Annotated in this window: 16 protein-coding genes and 1 pseudogene; 10 read left to right on the plus strand and 7 right to left on the minus strand. The window is 63.5% G+C overall.

The annotated features are described in order from the left end of the window. Positions 1-1,050 (plus strand): beta-ketoacyl-ACP synthase (locus tag H8A92_RS08485; RefSeq protein WP_229195382.1); only part of this gene is annotated, 1,050 nt, incomplete at its 5' end. A 216-nt stretch (positions 1,051-1,266) separates the two neighbouring features. On the opposite strand, the gene H8A92_RS08490 is transcribed toward H8A92_RS08485, so the two are convergent. Then, entirely contained in the window at positions 1,267-1,872 is a 606-nt protein-coding gene (locus H8A92_RS08490) for a TetR/AcrR family transcriptional regulator (protein WP_229195383.1), read from the minus strand. Between the two features lie 92 nt (positions 1,873-1,964). Between H8A92_RS08490 and H8A92_RS08495 the strand changes: the two genes are divergently transcribed. After that, positions 1,965-3,260 (plus strand): MFS transporter, encoded by a 1,296-nt coding sequence (locus H8A92_RS08495; protein ID WP_229195384.1) that lies wholly within the window; start codon positions 1,965-1,967, stop codon positions 3,258-3,260. Positions 3,261-3,606: 346 nt separating this feature from the next. Here the strand turns inward: H8A92_RS08495 and H8A92_RS08500 are convergent. The 4 genes and pseudogenes from H8A92_RS08500 to H8A92_RS08515 all read right to left on the minus strand — a co-directional run bounded on the left by H8A92_RS08500 (position 3,607) and on the right by H8A92_RS08515 (position 9,821). Next, a pseudogene (locus H8A92_RS08500) lies at positions 3,607-6,761 on the minus strand (efflux RND transporter permease subunit). Then, complete coding sequence (locus H8A92_RS08505) at positions 6,758-7,834, minus strand: efflux RND transporter periplasmic adaptor subunit (RefSeq protein WP_229195385.1); 1,077 nt, start codon at positions 7,832-7,834, stop codon at positions 6,758-6,760. Before H8A92_RS08505 ends, H8A92_RS08500 begins: the two are co-directional and overlap by 4 nt. Further along, positions 7,831-8,955, minus strand: a complete 1,125-nt coding sequence (locus tag H8A92_RS08510) for an efflux RND transporter periplasmic adaptor subunit (RefSeq protein ID WP_229195386.1) — start codon at positions 8,953-8,955, stop codon at positions 7,831-7,833. The genes H8A92_RS08505 and H8A92_RS08510 overlap by 4 nt, the downstream gene beginning before the upstream one ends. Further along, positions 8,952-9,821 carry a histidine kinase dimerization/phosphoacceptor domain -containing protein gene (locus H8A92_RS08515; RefSeq protein ID WP_229195387.1) on the minus strand — a complete coding sequence of 290 codons (870 nt, stop codon included), beginning with the start codon at positions 9,819-9,821 and terminating at the stop codon, positions 8,952-8,954. Before H8A92_RS08515 ends, H8A92_RS08510 begins: the two co-directional genes overlap by 4 nt. Positions 9,822-10,028: 207 nt before the next feature. Here H8A92_RS08515 and H8A92_RS08520 point away from each other — a divergent pair, with 207 nt between their 5' ends. Then, positions 10,029-10,676 carry a TetR/AcrR family transcriptional regulator gene (locus tag H8A92_RS08520; RefSeq protein ID WP_229195388.1) on the plus strand — a complete coding sequence of 216 codons (648 nt, stop codon included), beginning with the start codon at positions 10,029-10,031 and terminating at the stop codon, positions 10,674-10,676. A gap of 150 nt (positions 10,677-10,826) precedes the next feature. Here H8A92_RS08520 and H8A92_RS08525 read toward each other — a convergent pair whose 3' ends face one another. After that, positions 10,827-11,477: a TetR/AcrR family transcriptional regulator gene (locus H8A92_RS08525; RefSeq protein ID WP_229195389.1), complete on the minus strand. Its 651-nt coding sequence runs from the start codon at positions 11,475-11,477 to the stop codon at positions 10,827-10,829. 8 nt (positions 11,478-11,485) lie between these two features. After that, complete coding sequence (locus tag H8A92_RS08530; protein WP_229195390.1) at positions 11,486-11,923, minus strand: hypothetical protein; 438 nt, start codon at positions 11,921-11,923, stop codon at positions 11,486-11,488. A 306-nt stretch (positions 11,924-12,229) separates the two neighbouring features. On the opposite strand from H8A92_RS08530, the gene H8A92_RS08535 reads away from it, so the two are divergent. From H8A92_RS08535 to H8A92_RS08565, 7 genes are all read left to right on the plus strand, one after another. After that, positions 12,230-12,436 carry a hypothetical protein gene (locus tag H8A92_RS08535; RefSeq protein ID WP_229195392.1) on the plus strand — a complete coding sequence of 69 codons (207 nt, stop codon included), beginning with the start codon at positions 12,230-12,232 and terminating at the stop codon, positions 12,434-12,436. Continuing rightward, the gene (locus H8A92_RS08540) at positions 12,433-12,588 is read left to right on the plus strand and encodes a hypothetical protein (protein WP_229195393.1); all 156 of its coding nucleotides are present in this window, start codon (positions 12,433-12,435) and stop codon (positions 12,586-12,588) included. The genes H8A92_RS08535 and H8A92_RS08540 overlap by 4 nt, the downstream gene beginning before the upstream one ends. Positions 12,589-12,719: 131 nt before the next feature. Next, a complete protein-coding gene (locus H8A92_RS08545) occupies positions 12,720-13,301 on the plus strand; it encodes a hypothetical protein (protein WP_229195395.1) in 582 nt (193 codons plus the stop codon). 31 nt (positions 13,302-13,332) lie between these two features. Beyond that, positions 13,333-13,935, plus strand: coding sequence for a PepSY domain-containing protein (locus tag H8A92_RS08550; RefSeq protein WP_229195396.1), 603 nt, complete (start codon positions 13,333-13,335; stop codon positions 13,933-13,935). Between the two features lie 40 nt (positions 13,936-13,975). Further along, positions 13,976-15,148, plus strand: a complete 1,173-nt coding sequence (locus H8A92_RS08555; RefSeq protein WP_229195397.1) for a DUF3734 domain-containing protein — start codon at positions 13,976-13,978, stop codon at positions 15,146-15,148. 26 nt (positions 15,149-15,174) lie between these two features. After that, positions 15,175-15,966: an acetoacetate decarboxylase gene (locus H8A92_RS08560; protein ID WP_229195398.1), complete on the plus strand. Its 792-nt coding sequence runs from the start codon at positions 15,175-15,177 to the stop codon at positions 15,964-15,966. Positions 15,967-16,039: 73 nt separating this feature from the next. Then, entirely contained in the window at positions 16,040-16,828 is a 789-nt protein-coding gene (locus tag H8A92_RS08565) for a 3-hydroxybutyrate dehydrogenase (protein WP_229195399.1), read from the plus strand. Positions 16,829-17,323: the final 495 nt, after the last annotated feature.

The raw sequence follows: 17,323 nt of genomic DNA on the forward strand, positions 1-17,323 counted from the left end.
GACCAGAAGAAGATGGACCGGTTCATCCTGTTCGCGCTGCTGGCCGCGGCGGAAGCGGTGGCGCAGGCCGGCTGGATGCCGGCCGAGGCGCGGGCGCAAGAGCGCACCGCGACCGTGATCGCAACCGGGATCGGCGGGTTTCCCGCGATCGCGGACGCCGTGCGCACGGTGGAGAAAAGCGGGACACGCCGGCTGTCGCCATTCACCGTGCCCGCCTTCCTGGCCAATCTCGCGGCCGGGCACATCAGCATCCGCTACGGCTTCAAGGGTGCGATCGGCGCGCCGGTGACCGCTTGTGCTGCGAGCGTTCAGGCGATCGGCGATGCCGCGCGCCTGATCAGGTCCAACGAGGCCGACGTTGCGATCTGCGGCGGCGCGGAGGCCTGCATCGATCCGGTGAGCCTCGGCGGCTTTGCGGCGGCGCGGGCGCTGTCGACGTCGTTCAACGACACGCCGGCGCGGGCCTCGCGGCCGTTCGACCGCGACCGGGACGGTTTCGTGATGGGCGAAGGCGCAGGCGTGCTCGTCATCGAGGAGCTCGAACACGCGCTGCGGCGCGGCGCGCAGCCGATCGCCGAGCTCACAGGCTACGGCACCACGGCGGACGCCTATCACATCACCGCAGGTCCCGAAGACGGCGACGGTGCCCGCCGCGCGATGCAGGCGGCATTGGAGCAGGCCGGCTTGCGGCCCGGCGAGATCCAGCATCTCAACGCGCATTCGACATCGACGCCGGTCGGCGATCTCGGCGAGATCGAGGCGATCAAGCGCGTGTTCGGGAGCGAAAGCGGGATTGCCGTCAGCGCGACCAAGTCGGCGACCGGACATCTGCTGGGTGCTGCCGGCGGCGTCGAGGCGATCTTCACGATCCTGGCGCTGCGCGACCAGGTCGCGCCGCCGACGCTCAACCTGGAGAATGCCGATTCCGCCGCTGAGGGGATCGACCTCGTCGCCAATGTCGCGCGGCCGATGGCCATCGAACACGCGATCTCGAACGGTTTCGGATTCGGCGGCGTCAACGCCAGCCTGGTGTTTCGACGGTGGGCTTGAGGCGGGCTGGCGGTTCACCTCTCCCCGGCGGGGTCGAGACGAGCGAAGCTCGCTCTTAGGTCGATTTGCGAAGCAAATCGGGTGAGGGGCCGCAGGTCTCACGAGGGACCGTAACCCCTCACCCGGCGCGGAGCCTCTGCTCGGACGGCGCGAAGCGCCGATCCGGGTGCGCCGACCTCTCCCAAGGGAGAGGTGAACCTCCGATGCCGCTCAACCTCACGGCTTCGCTACGCTGGCATCGATCAGGAGCTTGGCCGCCGCGAGCGCCGACTGCGCCGGGCCCTCTTCCGACTGCTGGCCGGTGCTGTAGATGCCTTCGATCAGCAGCAGCAGGGCATCGCCGAGCACGGCGGGCTGGCGCGCGCCCATGCCGGCGGCGAGATCGCGCAGGCGCTTGCGGAACACCTTCTTGTGCGCTTCGGCGACCTGCCGCGCGGGATTGTCACGCGCCGGATATTCGACGGTGGCGTTGCTGAGGCCGCAGCCGCGATAGCCCTTGCGCACCGCGCGCGTCGACAGCACACGGATATAGGCCAGCACATGCTCGCGCGGATCGCTGTAGGACTTTCCGCCGGGGTTCTCGAACTTCTCCCAGAAGTCGAGGTCGTAGTCGCGCATATAGGCAGCGGCGAGATCGTCCTTGGAGGCGAAGCTGCGATAGAGGCTCGGCTTGGTGACGCCGGCGCGCTCGACCACCTCGTCGACGCCGACGGCGCGGATGCCCTCGCGATAGAACAATTCGCTGGCGGAGGCGCGGATCCGGTCGGCGGCCCGGACCGGGCGTTCCGGGCGTTCCGCTTGTGGTTCGACGGCTTTCTTCATGACGTTCTCCGGATCCTCTCCGCAGGGGCCCTTGACAATGTTACTAACCGGTACGTATACACGCCGCATCGCAATACGTACCGGTTAGTAACATGACCCAGACCCCGCTTCAAGCCGCCCCCGTGTCGAGACGCCCGTTCGGGCAGAACTATGCGTTCGTCGTCGTCGCCGTGATCTTCCTTTCGCTGCTCGCCTCCGCCGGCCTGCGCGCGACGCCGGGCGTGCTGATGCTGCCGCTGCAAGCGGCGTTCGGCTGGGACGTCGGCGTGATCTCCTCGTCGGCCGCGGTCGGCATCTTCCTGTACGGCCTCGCCGGCCCGTTCGCAGCAGCCGTGATGCAGCGCTTCGGTATCCGCCGCACGGTGCTGGGCGCGCTGCTGCTGATGTCGGCCTCGACCGGCGCGAGCTATTTCATGACCGCGCCGTGGCAATTGTTCCTGACCTGGGGCCTGCTGTCGGGCATCGGCTCGGGCGCGGTCGCCAACGTGCTCGGCGCCACCATCGTCAACCGCTGGTTCACCACCAATCGCGGCCTCGTCATGGGGCTTCTGACCGCGTCGACCGCGACCGGCACGCTGATCTTCATGCCGGGCCTCGCGGCGCTGGTGGCATGGGGCGGCTGGAAGCCGGTGGTGCTGACGGTCGCCGCATGCTGCGCGGCGCTGATCCCGCTGGTGTATTTCCTGGTGCCCGAGCGGCCCGCGTCGGTCGGCCTGCGCTCGTTCGGCAGCCGGCACGACGATCAACCTGCGCTGCCTGCTGCGGGCAATCCGTTCGTCGCCGCGCTCAGCAACCTCGTGCGCGCCGCCAGGACGCGGGCGTTCTGGTTCCTGTTCGCGACCTTCTTCATCTGCGGCTTCACCACCAACGGCCTCGTCGGCACCCATCTGATCGCGTTCTGCGGCGACCATGGCATCGTCGAGGTGCAGGCGGCAGGCCTGCTCGCCCTGATGGGATTCTTCGACCTGTTCGGCACCACGCTGTCGGGCTGGCTCACCGACCGCTTCGATCCGCGCAAGCTGTTGTTCCTGTATTACGGGCTGCGCGGCCTGTCGCTGATCTACCTGCCCTACTCGGATTTCTCGCTGGTGAGCCTGTCGGTGTTCGCGGTGTTCTATGGCCTCGACTGGATCGCGACCGTGCCGCCGACCGTGCGGATCGCCAACGAAGCCTTCGGCGACAAGAACGCACCCTTGGTGTTCGGCTGGGTCGTCGCCGGCCATCAGCTCGGCGCCGCCTGCGCCGCGTTCTTCGCCGGCTTCATGCGCTCCAGCCAGGGCGACTATCTGCAGGCCTTCATGATCGCCGGCCTGACCGGCATCATCGCTGCCGTGCTGTCGCTGATGATCACGAAGCGCCCGGCGCAACCGGTGCTCGCCGCGGCGTGAGGCCGCGGGGACGGTGTGATGATGCTGGAAATCTGGTGGAAATGGCGCTCCCTGGGCGAGCGCGCAGGGCGACCGGAAGCCATTGCTTACGCGTTACGACATTCCAGCATCGATCGGCCGAAGTTGAGCATTCGTCGCACAAGCGCAGTCGGTGCACAGCCTGATTTGAACGCGCCCAGTTCGAACACAAAACCAGCGATCGAAGGTTCAGTCGAGGAGGCGCGACCACTGACACATTCAGTTCTGTTGCGGTCTAACCTGTGCGCTCGGAGGCCGCAGCCGAGAACCAACAGGTCGGGATGACCCGGCGCTTACGCTGGTTCATGTCCCGCTCGCGATGAGACCGTCACTCGTGCGCCAGCTCCGGAACGGGCGTCGGCGTACGCTGCCCAGCAACCGGCTGCGGCCAAATGGCATCTTGCTCCCCTTCCCCGCTGCCCGTTGCCACTGATTCATCGCCGCGCTCAGGATGGATCCTGAACCACGCCACATACAGCGCCGGCAGGAACAGCAAGGTCAGCAGCGTGCCGACGATGATGCCGCCCATCATGGCATAGGCCATCGGGCCCCAGAAAATCTCCCGCGCGATCGGAATCAGCGCGAGACTTGCAGCGGCGGCCGTCAGCAGGATCGGGCGCATGCGATGCTCGGTTGCTTCCACCACTGCATCCCAGGCCGGCCTGCCCTCCTTCTTCAGGTCCTCGATCTGCACGATCAGGATCACGAATTCCGGATCAGGATGCCGATAAGGGCGAGTACGCCGAGGATGGCGACGAAGCCCAGCGGCGCCCCACTCGGCAGCAGCGCCGTGACGACACCGATCAACGCGAGCGGCGCGACCGCGAACACCAGGAACAGACGCGAAAAGCTCTGCAGCTGCACCATCAGCACGGTGGCCATGACGAACAGCATCAGCGGCACGACCGCGACGATCGGCCCCTGGCTCTTGGCACTCTCCTCCACCGAGCCGCCGATCTTCACCGAGTATCCCGCGGGCAGCTGCTTGGTAAATTCCGCCACCTTCGGCGCGAGCTGGTCGACGACCGTCTTCGGCTGAACGTTGCCGACGACGGCGGCTTTCAGCGTGATGGTCGGAATCCGCCCGCGGCGCCAGATCGTGGGCTGCTCCAGCTCGTAGCGCAGATTGGCAACCGCCCCTAGCGGAACCGATTGGCCGCCAAGACCCGTCAATTGCAGGTCGCGCAGCGTATCGATCGAAGCGCGCTCGGGCGCGGTCGCCCGTCCCGTGACATTGACCAGATAGATGCTGTCACGCACCTGCGTGACCGGCGAGCCCTGGAGCACCGAATTAAGGGTGGTGGCGATGTCTTCCGAGGTGACGCCAAGCTGGCGTGCCTTGTCCTGGAGCACGTCGACCTTGACGACGCGCGCCGGCTCCATCCAGTCGAACACGACGTTCCCGAGATCAGGATTGCTGCGAATAATCCCGGCAAGTTTCTGCGACAGGTCGCGGACCTCAGCGATATCGGGGCCGCTCAGGCGATATTGCACCGGACGTCCCACGGGAGGGCCAACCTCGAGCAGCTTGACGTAGGTGTCGGTGCCCGGGAAGGTTTTCCGCAAGTAGTCCTCGAACTGCGACTTAAGGCGATCGCGCGCAGCAATTCCCCCCTTGGTCACGATCACCTGCTGGCCAAACCATGTGTTGGCGGTCTGCAGATCGAATGACAGCACGAAGCGCGGTGCGCCGGTACCGACAAACGTCGACCAATGCTCGACGGAAGCGTTGCCCTGCAATTGCTCGCGCTCGAAGCGCGTCATCTGCGTATTGGTGTCGGTGATCGAGGCATTCTGCGGCAGATTCCAGTCGATCACGAGCTCGGCGCGGTCCGACGAGGGAAAGAACTGCTGCTGCACGAACTGCAAACCGAACACGGCGAGCAGGAAGGCGCCGGCCGTCACCGCGACGGTGCTCCAGCGGTGATGCATGCAGAACAGCAGCAGGCGCGCGAACATCTGCGCCAGCCGGCCCTTCTGCCCGTGATGCCCCTTCATCCTGGCCGGCAGGATGGTGACGCCGAGCAGCGGCGTGAACAAGACGGCCACGATCCAGGAGACGATCAATGAGACCGCAATCACCACGAACAGGGTGAAAGTAAACTCGCCGGCATTGCTGCTGTTGAGCCCGATCGGGATGAAGCCGGCCACGGTGACAAGCGTTCCCGTCAGCATCGGGAACGCGGTCGACGTGTAGACGTGCGTTGCCGCCTTTTCGAGGGGATCGCCGATCTCGAGCCGCGCCACCATCATTTCGACCGCGATCATGGCATCGTCGACCAGGAGGCCAAGCGCGATGATCAGGGCCCCAAGCGAAATACGTTGCAGCGAGATGCCGCAATAGGCCATCACGACGAAGGTGATCGCGAGCACGAGCGGAATGGCGATGGCGACCACGAGACCGGCCCGCAGGCCAAGGCTCAGGAAGCTGATGCCGAGCACGATGATGACGGCCTCGAACAACGCTTCGGTGAAGCCCGAGACCGCATGTTCGACCACGACGGGCTGGTCGGCGACGCGGTGCACGCCAACGCCGATCGGCAGGTCGGCGATGATCCTGGTCATCTCCTCCTTCAGCGCCTCGCCGAACTGGAGCAGGTTGGCACCGGATTTCATACCAATCGCGAGTGCGATAGCCGGCTGACCTTTGTATCTGAACAGGGTTGATGGCGGATCGGCGTAGCCGCGCGTGATGGTCGCAACATCGGTCAGCGGGAAGAAGCGATCGTTGATGCGGAGATTGACTGCCTTGAGGCTCGCCTCTGAGGCGAACTGGCCGTTCACGCGCACGCTGATCCGCTCCGGCCCCTCCTGGAACACGCCGGAGGGCGCCACCGCGTTCTGCCCTTGCAGCGAATTCATGATGGCGTGGACATCGAGGCCGAGGGCCGCGATCTTGCGGGTGGAGAATTCGAGATAGATCACCTCGTCCTGCGCGCCGAGAATGTCGACCTTGCCGACATCAGGCACGGTCAGCACCTTGGCGCGGATGTCCTCGACCTGGTCGCGGAGCTGTCGCTGGCTCAAGCCGTCGCTGGTGAAGGCATAGACGTTGCCGAAGACGTCACCGAAGCGGTCATTGAAACCGGGTCCGATCACGCCTTGTGGGAAATCGCCCCTGATGTCCGCGATCATGTTGCGGACGCGCACCCAGGTCGGCTTGACGTCGGCCGCCTTGGTCGAATCGCGCAAGTAGACGAAGACGGTGGTCTGGCCTGCGACCGTCACGCTCTTGGTGTAGTCGAGCGATTCCAGTTCCTCCAGCTTCTTCTCGATCCGGTCGGTAACCTGGCGCGTCATTTCCTCGGGCGAGGCGCCCGGCCACTGCGCCTGGATCACCATTGTCTTGATGGTGAAGTCGGGATCTTCCTGCCGCCCGAGTTGGAGATAGGCAAACAGGCCTGCCGCCATGAAGGCGATCATGAAATACCAGACGAGCGAGCGATGGCCGAGCGCCCAGTCCGAGAGGTTGAACGACTTCATGGCTCTTGATCCTGTTCGATACGGACATGTTGTCCGGGCTTGAGGCTGTGAATTCCGGCGGTGACGACCCGGGTGCCTTCGGCAAGCCCGCCGGTGACGCGGATGCCCGCCTGTTCGGCGACAGCATTGATCTTCTGCAGCGAGACGGTGCCGGCGGACCGATCGACCACCCAGACGAAATCGGCGCCGTCGCTGGCGAGCACCGCTGATGCGGGCAGGCGCAAGACCCTGCTCTGGTCCTTCCCGAGCCTTGCCGTGACGGTCGCGCCAAGACGGAAGCTTTCGGGCGGGTTGTCGAGCGCAATACGGACACGTCGCAGCCGCGTCACCGCATCGGCCTGCGGCGCGATTTCGCGGATGCTGCCTTCGACCTGAACCGCGGGAAGGAGCTGCAGGCTGACGGTGAACGGGAGACCGACTTCGAGCGGCACAGGTAGGTCGTCCCCGATATCGACGACCGCCTCGCGAATGTCCGGCCGCGCGACCGTCACTACGGTTTGACCGGGCGAGACCACCTGGCCGACTTCCGCGCCGACGGCGGTAACGACGCCGCCGAAGTCCGCCTTGATCTGAGCATAGCCGAGTTGCTCGATGGCTTTGGTCAGGTTCGCCTGCTCCTGCGCGACGCTTGCTTCGGCGCCGGCGCGGGCCTGCTCGGCATTATCCAGCGTCTGCCTGGTGGTCGCATCGCTGGTGATCAGCGTGCGCTGCCGCTCCTCCGTGGCCCTGGTCGTCGCAAGCTGCGCCTCGGCCTTCGCAAGCTGGGCTTTGGCCGCACGAACGGCGAGATCGAGTGCGGTGGGATCGATCGTCCCGATGATTTGTCCTTCGCTGACGATGTCGCCAACGTAGACCGGGCGCGAAGTCAGCCGTCCGAGCACGCGAAAACCAAGGTTGGTCTTGTAGCGCGGCTCGACCACGCCGACGGCAACCGTGCCGTCACCGCTGTTCTGCTTGGCCACCATTGAGAGCACGGGGCGCACGGGCTCCGGCGCATTCGTCTCCTGCTGACAGCCGGTGAGCAACGAGGCCGCCGCGAGCGTGCCAGCGATCATCATGACCTGTCGCTTCATGACTGACCTCCCTCCTCAGTGACCGACTGGCCGACGCTCAGAAGCTTGCCGCCGTCGACGACGACGCGCTCGCCGGGCTCGAGGCCTGCCTTGATCAGCACCTGACCGGCTTCATAAGCGCCGACCGTGACGGGCTTCAGCGACGCTGTCTGCGTTTTCGGGTCGACGGTCCAGACGGCCGGCTTCCTGCCCACGGCCATCAGCGCGCTCCAGGGCAAGGTGATGTCCTTCTGAGCTTTCGTCGTGACAGTTCCCGCGACGGCGCTGCCCAGCGTCATCGCGGCCGGTGGATTCTCGATGGACACTTTGACGCGGATCGTGGAGCTCTTCGCGTCGATCGCCGGTGAAATCTCTCTCACCTCACCCATCGCGGTCACGCCGGGATCGGAGACCAGCGCCAGCGCGACGCGGCGGCTGTCGGTCTCGCCAAGAAATACGGATTCATAGACCTCAAAGACGGCATCCCGCTCCCCATCTTGGGCAAGCGAGAACACAGGTTGGGCAGCCGGAACGACCTGGCCGACCTCGAGGTTTCGAGCGGTAATGACACCGTCGGCTTCAGCGCGCAGGACGGTATAGCCGAGCGCATCCCCGGAGGTGCCCAGCTGAGCCTTGGCGGCTTCCAGCACGCCCTCTGCGGTGCGTAAACCTTCCTGGGCCTGATCGTACACGGTCCGGGTGGTGAAGCCGCTCGCGATCAGCGCTTTCTGCCGCTCGAACGTAGCCTTCGCCACCCGCAGCTGAGCTTCGGCCGAGGCCACTGCCGCGGTCGCGGCATCGACGTCGGCTTGTTGCTCCGCCGGATCGAGCCGGGCGAGAACGTCGCCTTTGTTGACGTGAGCACCGACGTCCACGGTGCGGGCAACCACGCGTCCACTGACGCGGAAAGATAGATCGGCACGGAAGCGCGCCTGGATCTCCCCGGTCAGCGTGAGGGAGGCTTGCCGGTCACGCGGCTGAACGATCGTGGTCCTAACCAGTGTAGCGCGCGTGGCCGTCTGCGCCGCGCGGTCGTTGCAGCCGCTCAGCGCGACGCCGGCAAGCACGGCCGCCGCGACGAGGACCGTCGCCGCTGGGAGCGTCCGAAGCGGATCGGTCGGATTGGAAGGTTGGGTTGTCATGAGGCGTCCGTAGGATGGAAAGGCGACAGCAGCCCGCCAAGGACATCGGCGAACTGATTGGGGACGACCAGGTCGCGGTCGTGCTGGCGCAGCAATCCCGCAAAGGGATCAATCGCAGCGGTAGGCCCGCGTTGATCGGCCGCTGCGCGGGCGTTGAACACCACTTCGTCTGGAGCGGCAGCTCTCGTGCGGCGCGGAACCCTCATCTGGCGCGTCGCGATTGACCGGTTTGGACCCAGCTCGCGCTGGCTGAGCGGAAACGAGAGGACAATCGAGGTGAATTCGGCGCCAAAGCCTTGCTCGATCCGGCCGCCGAGAGCCCTGGCAAGATCTCTCGCTGTTCGCAATTCGCGGTCAGAGACGTCGCGCGCCGGGCGCGAGCCGTTGTCCAGGACGACGCAATTCACCAGCGTGCCGGCGCGCGTCAGCTTGACCTTGATCTGCCCGGCCCGCGCGTCGAAGCAGGCATGCCTAGCCGCGTGCATCACGAGTTCATGGACGATCAGTCCCAGGTGCCAGCAGCGCTCCGGCTGAAGCGCGAGGCAGTGCGTCGCGAAGGCCAGTTGAATGTTCATCCGGTCCAGCAGCGCCCGGCGCATGCCACGTCCCAGTTTGCGAATGTAGGTGGCGGCGTGAATCAGCGTATCTCCCGCGGGCATCGCCAGAGCGCGATGCACGTCGGCATAACCGTGCAGCAGTTCCACGACATCGCTGAGTGCGCTTTTGGCTTCCTTCCCCTCAGCCCGAATAGCGGCGGCGGAGACAAGACCAATGGCGAAGGCAACCCCGTTGGTGACCCTGTGATGCAGTTCGCGCAACAGAACGCGCTCCGGCAAGCCGGACGGGTCTGGGCTCAAGACAGTCACGACACTCTCCTCATTTTGCTCGGACGATTGGGCTCGAACGCCCCACCTCTGCGAGCCTGATCGTCGCGGAAGCATTCGCGAGGCCCACAACCATCGAGGCCCGCTTTAATAAACTATACCGTATATTTTCTTTTCATTGCCTTTCTTCGCAGCTCATGTCAAGTGGGAAAGCGACGCGCACAGACTCGTGATTTCGGAGGTCCTAGAATGAAGAAGACGAAGCGAGGCAGACCGCCCAAGGATCTTGCCGGCGACGCGCCGGCACGAATTCTCGATGCGGCCCAGCAACTGTTTCTCGAAAAAGGCTTCCGCAGCGCAAGCATCGACGACATTTCCGAACTTGCTCCCGCGAGCAAGCCGACCATCTATGCTCACTTCCCTGGCAAAGAAGCGCTGTTCGCGGCCGTGGTGGCCCGCAGCATCGACGGGCTAACGGATTTTGAAGGCTTCTCACCCGAGGGCCGCACCATCGAGGACAAGTTGATGAGCCTCGGAACCGCCATTATCGACAGAGTTATCGAGGAGTCGCTCGGCATGGTCCGGGCGACGATCGCCGAATCTCAGCGGTTTCCCGAACTGAGCCGCAACGTCCACGACGCCGCACGCGATCGCTCCCTGGCCGCGGTGTCGCAGTTGCTGGACAGCGCCACGCAGAAGCTCGCCCGTTCACCAAGGGGTCCGTTCAGCGCCAAGCGAAGCCGCGCCACCGCGCAGATATTCCTCGACCTGATCCTGCTGCCAATGCTGTTTCGCTCGCTCATCGGCGAGCCGCCGAAAGACCTGAAGAAGGAGCTTCCCGGTTTCGTGCGCGAACGGGTCGGCTTCTTCCTGGCGGCGTGCGAGTCGGATTGGTAGCACTAAGGCGCGATGAGATTGGGTTGAATCGTCATCGCGCTTTAGCTCCTTGTTTGAGCATGATCTTTTCGGAAAACCGCTTCACACTTTTCCGGATCATGCTCTAGTTGCAGGCTTGCCGTCTTATCGCGAGGCGCCGGAGCCGATCCGTCAGCGGCCTACCGTCAGTTCCAGGTGCGACGCTATCTTGAGCGCTTGCACCGACGGCGTGCGGCGCAGCGCACCCGTACAGAAACTCAACATTTCGTCGAAGCTTGGTCGAAGCGTCGTCACACCGGTCCGCGAGGGATCGAGGTAGACATCCATGGCTGCCAGAAGACAGCGGGTCAATGCCATCGGATTGCCGTCCCGTAACTCCCCGTTTTCTTGCCCGGTGCCGATCACTGGCCGGACCAGCCCCCTGATCTGGTCTTCGTAGGCTGGGGCGACGGACCAATTCTGCCGAACGGCCAACGCCACAAGGTCCTGCAGTCTCCGGTCCTTTACAGCTCGACCTTCGTTACATTCGGCAATCGCCTTCAGGATTGTGGTCAGGCGCCGCAGCGCCGAGCCGCCGCTGCGCCCCGCCTCGGCTGCCGCGCTCAGGATGTCGTCGAGCACCTCTCCTACGACAGCTTCCTCGATCGCCCGCTTTGAGTGAAAGAAGCGATAGACGTTGGCTGAGGACATCGACAAGCTCCGCCCGATGTCGGCCACGGTGGTCTTGTTGTGACCGATCTGACAATAGAGAGCCTTGGCTGCCTGCACGATTCTGTAGCGCCCATCCGCATTCCTGGTCCGCTCGTCAATCTGCTCGCGCATGATGCTTCTCACCGGGCCGGCAGGTTCATGAGCTCGCAGCGGCAGGCTTCGCCGAAATCGCGCAATGGGTCTATTTCCTCGATAAAGTTGGGCAGATCCACAAACGTGCGATTTGGCGACAGGTAGGTTTCGATGATCAGGCGCCCGGTGCGCTCGGCGGCCTGAACGACCTCGTTGCTCGAGAGAATTCGCATTCGTCCCACCAACGTATGGAGACTGACGAGCTGCGGAATTTCTGCCTGATCATTGATCAGGGCGTCGGCGTAGAGCCGTGATGCTTCCTCGATGAAGCTGCGATACAGCCGCTCGCGCTTCGAGAACGAGCGGGTGTGATGACGCTCACGCAATCTACGTCGTCGGCTGAACCATCCACTCACGATGGTCGAAACCGATCCGAAAGCGGAGCCGCCGAATGCGGCCAAAGCCGGAATGTACATGGTACTCATGGTGTCGCTCCTGTTTCCAAAAAGGTTGATGCAATCAGCGCGGAGCTGATCTCGCCCCTCTGAAGCTGCTTCTATTTGGCCCTGTCTGATCCGGTGCTCGCCTGCTCGAACACTGTTTTGCACGCTTCGCTGAGATCCGACTTCCTGAGCTCATCAGGTCGAATCCTTTCACCGCTTGAAGCTTCCGGCTCGCCGGAGCAGAGCCTCGCTTCGCCGTAACGCGTTTGTGAGGCCCATGCCTTTGACATCAACCGCGAAGCATGGTCTATATGAAATATACGGTATAGTTTATTAATGAGGTCGAGAATGTCAACTCTTCTATTCGCGTTGATGCGTGAAAATCCCTTACCGGGGCTCGCCGCTGCGTCGCTGAACGTTGTCTTCGCTTTGTGTCTCGTGGTCCTGAGCCTGCTGCTCGGCATCACGATCTCGATGGTCGCCTGGGTCCATACCCTCGGCGCCCGCCGGCTCAGTACCGTCAGGCTTGGCCAGGAACGGAGGACATTCGCATGACGCCGGCTCTGCTGATGGCCCGGAACAGCATCATCTACTGGGTCAACGCCTGGCTCGCGCCGCTCGAATGCATGTTCGACATGATCGAGTCCGAACTGGCGCGTAGAGGCGTTGCGCCCGACGAAATCGACTATCTCCCGCACACCGCGTGAGACGACGTCCGGAGTCCTGGCGTGCTGAACTTCGCCGAAATGAAACTGCAAACGCCGAGCACGCGAAGCGGCATCGCGCCTTTGGAGTATCTGACAATGAGACCGACTTGTCGCTGCCAGGGGACGCGGCCGTGAACCGACGATCCCTCGAGTTCATGCACGCACGCCGATCGACTGATCACGGCCTTCCCTTGCGCGGCTATCTTGTCACGGTCGGCAGTGTACTGGCGTGCTTGCTTTTGGCGACCGGCTGGGCGCTGCCTGCGCAGCTGCCGAACCACTTTGCAGAACCGGATCCTGTACGGCCTTTAATTCGCATCTACTCCGACCTCAAGGGACCGGAGCGTGTCGTGATCGATGCCAATCAGCTCCTGCCGGCATCCGCTGACAAGGAGATCGCCGCAGCCACTTCGCAGCCGGATCATGCACCCGATACGATTCAAAGCACGGGCTCGGACGAGCAAACCGATGAAAACGAGGTTTCTCCCGTGACGATGCCTGCAGAGGTGCGCAACAGTCTCGAACAGTCGGCGGTCGAGGACGTCTCCCGAAATTCCATTGCATTGGCTTCGCCGGAGATAACCCGCAAGCTTTCTCACCTCTCTACCGAGAAACGACGTCGAGCCGCGCGGCGCACGACACCGCATGGCCGTTGCGGCTCGGCAGCCCACGGCTCTTGCAGCGATACATTCACTCTCACTCGCCTTTGGTAGGCGATCGACCAATTTTAGACGAGGTTCACCAATGTCGAAGAAGCATTTGTTTGCCCTGATTGTATGGTCCGCCGCGCTCACGGCGACCGGCGCCGTTGCCGACGTGGCACAAAATCCCGCAGACGCGGACAGGCCGGGCGCGACGGCGCAAAGCGAAGCCGAGGACGCTGCGATTCGGCGCGTGCTCACGGAATTCCGCACCATACGAGTCCCGCTCAGCCGGGCAATTGAGGTCGCCGAGCGCCTGCATGACGGCTCGAAGACTGCCGACATCAGCTTTGAGCTTGCCAACCCGCCCGTCTACCGCGTTCGCACCATGAGAAATGAAAGCGTGTGGGAGAACGCCGTCGATGCAAATTCCGGAAGCGTTACGGGCAAGGAGGTGGAGTCTTCCCTGAAGGAGCTGGATCGGGACGTTCTCGCCAACATGATTGCCTTGAAATGGATCAAGCAGGAAATGTCGGATGCGGTGCAGGTCGCCGAGAGAGCTGCGAGCGGCAGTGCGCTGGCCGGTGGTCTCGTGAGACAGGACGGCAAGCTGAATTTCGTGGTCGTCGTCGCCGCCGGGGACCATTTGAAGGAAGTGATGCTCGAGCCGCCCAAAGTCGGAAAGCAGAGCGCAAGCCAGCGCTGAAACGCGTGTTCACATCGCAAAACTCAAGAGCAACCGCACCATGAACTTCCAGCCTCGATCCGAGCTCTTTTCCGCGCAACGACGATTACCCTTTGATTGCATCGCGCTGCTGTTGCAAGGCGGCGGCGCGCTCGGCGCCTATCAGGCGGGCGTGTACGAAGCCTTGGCCGAAGCCAGCATTCATCCCGATTGGGTCGCCGGCATTTCGATCGGAGCCATCAACGCCGCCATCATCGCCGGCAACCCTCCTGAGTCCCGTGTCGAGCGCCTGCGCGACTTCTGGACCCAGGTCACTTCAACGGCGCCCTGGGACGTATCCGGAACACCTTTCCTAGATTGGGCGAAGAGCGACAACACGCGCAACCTCATCAATCAAATGAGCGCCGGCCTGGCAGCGACGTGCGGCGCAGCCGGATTTTTCTCCGCCCGTCCCATCCCGCCCTGGCTGCAACTCGGCGGCGCCAACGATGCAACCAGTATTTATGACACACGCGCACTCAAGACCACGCTGGAGCGTCTGGTCGATTTCGATCGTCTCAATGATGGAACGACGCGCTTCAGCGCGGGCGCGGTCAACGTGCGAACAGGGAATTTCGTCTATTTCGACAACACGACACATACGATCCGGCCCGAGCATATCATGGCAAGCGGCGCGCTGCCGCCGGGCTTCCCGGCCGTGGAAATCGAGGGGGAGCACTATTGGGACGGCGGTCTCGTCTCCAACACACCGCTGCAATGGGTGATCGACTCAGATGCCCCGCAGGACATGCTCGCGTTCCAGGTCGACCTCTGGAGCGCACGCGGTCAACTTCCGCGCAACATGGCTGAGGTCGTCACGCGGCACAAGGAGATCCAGTATTCGAGCCGCACGCGCGCCAGCACCGACCAGTTCAAGCGCGTCCAGCGCCTGCGGCGCGCACTCACGGATCTGCTTGGCCGGCTCCCTGACGATCTCAGTCAGCACGAGAACGTAAAGCTCCTCAGCACGGCAGTATCCCGCAACGTCTACAACATCGTCCATCTGATCTATCGCGCGCGCAATCACGAGGGGCACTCCAAGGATTACGAGTTCTCGCGCCTTTCAATGCAGGACCACTGGCAAGCCGGCTACCACGACGCGCTGCGCACACTGCGCCATCCCGAGGTGCTCGCGCGGCCTTCGAGCCCCGACGGGGTCTTCACGTTTGACCTCGAACAAGACGGCCGCGAGTAGGCCAACCCAATTCCTGGAGAGCACAGATGCGCGAGATTGACGTGAAACAACGAGCCTTTGCGATGCCGCTGACCAACCCGGCCTACCCGCCCGGGCCGTACCGGTTCGTCGATCGCGAATACCTCATCATCACCTATCGCACCGATCCGGCCAAGCTCCAGGCGGTGGTCCCGGAGCCGCTTGAGGTCGACCTGCGAGAAGCTCTGGTCAAATATGAATTCATTCGCATGCCGGATTCGAACGGCTTTGGCGATTACACGGAGAGCGGACAGGTCATCCCCGTCTCCTTACGCGGACGCAAGGGCGGCTATACGCATTGCATGTTCCTCAACGACGAAGGCCCCATTGCGGGCGGGCGCGAGCTATGGGGCTTTCCGAAGAAGCTCGCCCAGCCGACGCTGCGAACCGAGATCGACACATTGATCGGCACGCTGGATTACGGCCCGCTCCGGGTCGCCACCGGGACGATGGGCTACAAGCACCGCGCGGCCGACCTGTCGAAAATCAAGGTGGCTCTGAACGAGCCGAACTTCCTGCTCAAGATCATCCCGCACGTCGACGGCAGCCCCCGCATCTGCGAGCTCGTCGAATACCATCTTAGGGACGTGGTGCTGAAGGGCGCCTGGACCGGACCCGCGGCCCTCGCCTTGACACCGCATGCCTTGGCGCCGGTTGCCGACCTGCCGGTCCTGGAGATCGTCTCTGCCGTCCACATTCGCGCCGACCTGACGCTCGGCCTCGGAAAGGTGGTGCACGACTATTTGCAGCAGCCGGCTCGCGGCTCGATTCGAGCCGGCGAGAGAGCCTTGGTCTTTTAAGTCCAACTGGGCGTCGCGAACTGCGGCGCAGTACCTATCGTCATTCGCATGTGTAGTGAAGAAAGTGTACGAAATGGGATTTCTGAACGGAAAGACAGCTGTCGTCACCGGCTCGACCAGCGGCATTGGCCTCGCGTGCGCGCGGTCCTTTGCCGGGGCGGGCGCCAACATCGTCATCAACGGCATGGGCGCGCCCGGCGACATTGAGAAGGAGCGTGCCGCGATCGAACGCGATTTCACGGTCAGGGCGATCTACTCGCCCGCGGACATGACGAAGCCGAGCGAGATTGCCGAGCTCATCGCTCTCGGTGAAGAGACTTTCGGCAGCGTTGACATTCTGGTCAACAATGCCGGCATCCAGCACGTTTCGCCGATCGAGGACTTTCCCGCCGAGAAGTGGGATGCGATCATCGCGATCAACCTGTCTGCCTCTTTCCATGCCATCCGCGCGGCGGTACCAGGCATGAAGACGCGCGGCTGGGGCCGCATCATCACCACGGCCTCGGCGCATTCGCTGGTCGCCTCGCCCTTCAAGTCGGCCTATGTCGCAGCCAAGCACGGCATTGCGGGCCTTACCAAGACCGTGGCACTGGAACTCGCTCGCTCGAAGATCACCTGCAACTGCATCAGCCCCGGCTACGTCTGGACGCCGCTCGTCGAGAAGCAAATTCCGAACACGATGGCGGCCCGGCGCATGCGGCGGGATGAGGTCATCAATGATGTCCTGCTCGCCGCGCAGCCGACCAAGGAGTTCGTCACCGTCGAACAGGTTGCTTCGCTGGCACTGTTCCTGTGCAGCGACAATGCCGCTCAAATCACGGGCGCCAACCTCTCGATGGATGGGGGCTGGACGGTCGCCTAGCCGGTTCAATTCACGGAGCTTCCAATCATGTCCCCTGTCAGGCGAGCCAACCGGAACAAGACTATGCGCCGTTTCCAGCTCAACCCTTCGGAAGATAAGGTGCGCAATCAAACGATGCTCCGTTGCCTAGCAGGTTCAAATCCCGGAGCCGCAACCACCGATACCGACATTACGTTCGGGTTGCGATTTGACAGCGCCCGCTGCCTCCCGGAACCCAGTGGTCACCTTCTAAGCTGCTGATATTTCTCGATGTGACGGTCGTTCCCATCCCGCCTTGTTCACAGTGGTTTCACTCGAATTCTAGCGATTTTCATTGCGGCGGGCTGGAGAGCGTATTGCATCGCTGTTTCATCGGCATGGCAATATACGCGCAGTGAATTCGGCCTGGCTCCGATACGCACCGGCCGGGCCAGTAAATCGCCCTAACGTTGCTGGGTCCGCTCGACTCGAGACCGCCTCATCGGTGGCCACATTAACGCGTAACCGCCGCCGATG

Source organism: Bradyrhizobium acaciae (assembly GCF_020889785.1).
GTDB classification, from domain to species: domain Bacteria; phylum Pseudomonadota; class Alphaproteobacteria; order Rhizobiales; family Xanthobacteraceae; genus Bradyrhizobium; species Bradyrhizobium acaciae.

Coding starts and splice junctions, on each gene's coding strand:
- H8A92_RS08555 (WP_229195397.1), top strand. CDS start 13,976: ATGAACTTCCAGCCTCGATCCGAGCTCTTTTCCGCGCAACGACGATTA.
- H8A92_RS08560 (WP_229195398.1), top strand. CDS start 15,175: ATGCGCGAGATTGACGTGAAACAACGAGCCTTTGCGATGCCGCTGACC.
- H8A92_RS08550 (WP_229195396.1), top strand. CDS start 13,333: ATGTCGAAGAAGCATTTGTTTGCCCTGATTGTATGGTCCGCCGCGCTC.
- H8A92_RS08495 (WP_229195384.1), top strand. CDS start 1,965: ATGACCCAGACCCCGCTTCAAGCCGCCCCCGTGTCGAGACGCCCGTTC.
- H8A92_RS08525 (WP_229195389.1), bottom strand. CDS start 11,477: ATGCGCGAGCAGATTGACGAGCGGACCAGGAATGCGGATGGGCGCTAC.
- H8A92_RS08505 (WP_229195385.1), bottom strand. CDS start 7,834: ATGAAGCGACAGGTCATGATGATCGCTGGCACGCTCGCGGCGGCCTCG.
- H8A92_RS08535 (WP_229195392.1), top strand. CDS start 12,230: ATGTCAACTCTTCTATTCGCGTTGATGCGTGAAAATCCCTTACCGGGG.
- H8A92_RS08565 (WP_229195399.1), top strand. CDS start 16,040: ATGGGATTTCTGAACGGAAAGACAGCTGTCGTCACCGGCTCGACCAGC.
- H8A92_RS08510 (WP_229195386.1), bottom strand. CDS start 8,955: ATGACAACCCAACCTTCCAATCCGACCGATCCGCTTCGGACGCTCCCA.
- H8A92_RS08520 (WP_229195388.1), top strand. CDS start 10,029: ATGAAGAAGACGAAGCGAGGCAGACCGCCCAAGGATCTTGCCGGCGAC.
- H8A92_RS08490 (WP_229195383.1), bottom strand. CDS start 1,872: ATGAAGAAAGCCGTCGAACCACAAGCGGAACGCCCGGAACGCCCGGTC.
- H8A92_RS08530 (WP_229195390.1), bottom strand. CDS start 11,923: ATGAGTACCATGTACATTCCGGCTTTGGCCGCATTCGGCGGCTCCGCT.
- H8A92_RS08540 (WP_229195393.1), top strand. CDS start 12,433: ATGACGCCGGCTCTGCTGATGGCCCGGAACAGCATCATCTACTGGGTC.